General features: G+C 40.8%; 2 protein-coding genes. Both read left to right on the forward strand.

Annotated features, from left to right (window positions below; genetic code table 11):
- Window positions 1–118 precede the first annotated feature (118 nt).
- Entirely contained in the window at window positions 119–1,495 is a 1,377-nt protein-coding gene (locus H5072_RS15650; protein ID WP_182694044.1) for a TolC family protein, read from the forward strand.
- On the forward strand, window positions 1,485–3,048 hold a 1,564-nt coding region (locus tag H5072_RS15655; protein WP_182694045.1), incomplete at its 3' end, for an efflux RND transporter periplasmic adaptor subunit. The genes H5072_RS15650 and H5072_RS15655, both read left to right, overlap by 11 nt.

Raw genomic sequence — 3,048 nt, forward strand, 5'->3', positions numbered from 1 at the left:
ACCGCAATAATAGATCATTAATTCAATGCAATTGATATAAAAGGTTTTTGTAAAACTCCTAAACACCTTTTTTGCTTCTTAATTTAAGAATTTCTTTTATTTTTAGATGGAGCAGGTGATGAACCACGCTGTAAGTATTAAAGCCGTATTATGTAGTGTTGTGTTATTTAGCACAGCTGTTAATGCGCAAAACAATTCAAATAACCTAAATATCGATACGCTAAAGCAAGCCCGCAATGAGCAAACGCTTAGCTTAACGCAAGCGCTTAATTATGCACTAACGCATGAGTCATGGCTAAAAGCGAGTGGCTACCAAGAAGATGCCGCAATAGCACAAAGTATTGCCGCAGGCACCTTACCCGATCCTGTTTTAACGGTTGGCTTACTTAACTTACCTACTAACGGTTATGCGTTTGATCAAGAAGGGATGACGCAGCTTAAAGTCGATTTGAGCCAAAAGTTTAGCCGAGGGAATAGTTTAGCGCTTAAACAAAAGGCATTAGCTCAGTCTGCTCAACAATATTCTTGGCAGCGCGCCGATCGCTTAGCACAAGTAAAAGCAATTGTGATTGAGTCGTGGTTAAACGCGTATCGTGCTCAGCGAAGTATTGCTTTAATTGAGCAAGATAAAGGGCTATTTACTCAGCTTATTGAAGTTACCGAAGCAAGCTACGCAAGTACCTTAGGTAAAACACGCCAGCAAGATATTATTCGTGCGCAATTAGAACTCACTCGCCTTGAAGATAAGTTGGTTATGCTTGAGCAGCAATTTGAAAGTGCTAAAAACCGTTTAGCACAGTGGTTACCTATGAATATGCTTATGCAGCCTTTAAATGCCGAATTTACTAAAACCACAGGGCTGGTTGATTTTGCAAACCTTGAATTTGATAAATTAATACAGTTGCTTATGGCGCATCCCGCAATTATTGCGATAGAAAAAACCGTCACCGCAAAGCAAACCGAAGTTGCACTCGCCAAGCAAAGTTACAAACCTCAAATGGGCGTTAATGTGGGTTATGGTTACCGAGATGAAACGCCTATGGGGGAGTCGCGAGCTGATTTACTTTCAGTAGGATTTAGCATTGATTTGCCATTGTTTACTGATAACAGACAAGATCAACAGGTTAAATCGGCTATTGCTAGTGCAGAAGCTACTAAAACACAAAAGCTGGTGGCGCTTCAAAAACTCAAAGGCATGTACTTTAAGGAGTTTAGCCAACTCGCTCGTTTGCAAAAACGCGATGCGCTTTATCAAAATACGTTATTACCGCAAATGTCAGAGCAATCTCAAGCAACACTTAATGCTTATACGCGCGACGATGGGGATTTTTCTGACGTGATGCGCGCGCGCATTGGTGAACTTAACGCCAAAATAGACGCGCTTAATATTCAAGTAGATCAGCATATTATTACCGCTCGTCTTAATTATTATGCAAGTAGCTTAGACCCCCAAGTAATGAGCGATAAAACTGGAGAATTACATAATGAATACTAATTTAAAGTTACTTGTTGCTGCCTTAGTCGGTGCGGGCGCATTTGCGTTAATTGGCGCCTTAGTGATGCAGTTTTTACCTAGCAGCTCGGCAATGAATGAACATGCTGAAAAACAGCCCTTATATTGGGTAGCCCCTATGGATAGTAATTACAGGCGTGACGCGCCAGGGCTGTCGCCAATGGGAATGGATTTAGTCCCTGTATATGAAAGCGATAGCAACGCTCAGGATGGACTAGGTGCAGTAACTATTTCGCCTGCAGTCATCAATAACTTGGGTGTAAGAACTGCCAAAGTAGAGCTTAAAACACTTCACAGCGATATAAATACTGTGGGTTATGTGCAATATAACCAAGACCAACTTATTCACATTCATCCGCGTGTAGAGGGCTGGATTGAAAGTTTATATGTTAAAGCGCAAGGTGCACAAGTTAAAGCCGGTGAGCCTTTATATACTTTGTATTCCCCACAATTGGTGAATGCACAGGAAGAATTTTTATTGGCGGTTAATCGTAATAATACCGTGTTAATTCGCGCAGCAAAGGCACGTTTAGAGTCGTTAAATGTGTCTGATGGATTTATCGAGCGCTTACAAAAAAATAAAAAGATAATGCAAAATATTACTTTTTACGCAAAGCAAAGTGGTGTGGTAGATGAGCTAACAGTACGAGAAGGCTTTTACGTTAAACCAGGCACATCAATGATGAGTATTGCTCAGCTTGATGAAATTTGGGTAGAGGCAGAAGTATTCGAGCGCCAATCAGAACAAGTGAGCGTGGGCTTGCCCGTTACAATGACGCTTGATTACTTAAAAGGTCAAAAGTGGGAAGGTAAGGTTGATTACATTTACCCCGCGCTTGATGCTAAAAACCGAACTTTGCGTGTAAGACTCAGGTTTGAAAATGCAGATCATCGGTTAAAACCAAATATGTTTGCACAAGTGAGCATTCACGCTAAGGCGAGTAAAGCGCAATTTACAGTCCCTAAAGAAGCGGTAATTCGCACGCAGCATCAAAACCGTGTGGTTATTGCATTAGGTGAGGGTCGTTTTAAATCGGTAGAAGTCGAAGTTGGGCAAATTAATAGTAATGAAGCGGTCATTTTGTCAGGTGTAAAGACAGGTGACACGGTAGTGACCTCAGCGCAATTTTTAATAGATTCTGAGTCAAGTAAGAGCTCCGACTTTAAACGAATGGAAATACCTAGTTCTGGTATCAGCTCAGGTATGAGTTCGGATTCTGGTTCAGACTCAAATATGAACATGGATATGCAGCCACAAAGCGCCACGGTTAACGGCACTATTAATGCCATAGATACACAAAATCGCATTATTAATATTAGTCGAGAGGCCATTGAAAAATGGAATCGAGAACCCGCCACAATGGACTTTGTATTAGCGCCAGATATTGATATTAGTCAGTTTGAAAATGCCCAGTATATTAATTTTACTTTTAGCATTATTAACGATGAATTTGTAATTACTAAAGCGCAAAACGCAGAGCTGATTGATCATTCTACTATGCAACCTATGCAACCTATGCAACCTATGCAACCTA

Origin of the sequence: Pseudoalteromonas sp. SR45-5 (genome assembly GCF_014163565.1) — a bacterium.
Lineage (GTDB): Bacteria > Pseudomonadota > Gammaproteobacteria > Enterobacterales > Alteromonadaceae > Pseudoalteromonas > Pseudoalteromonas distincta.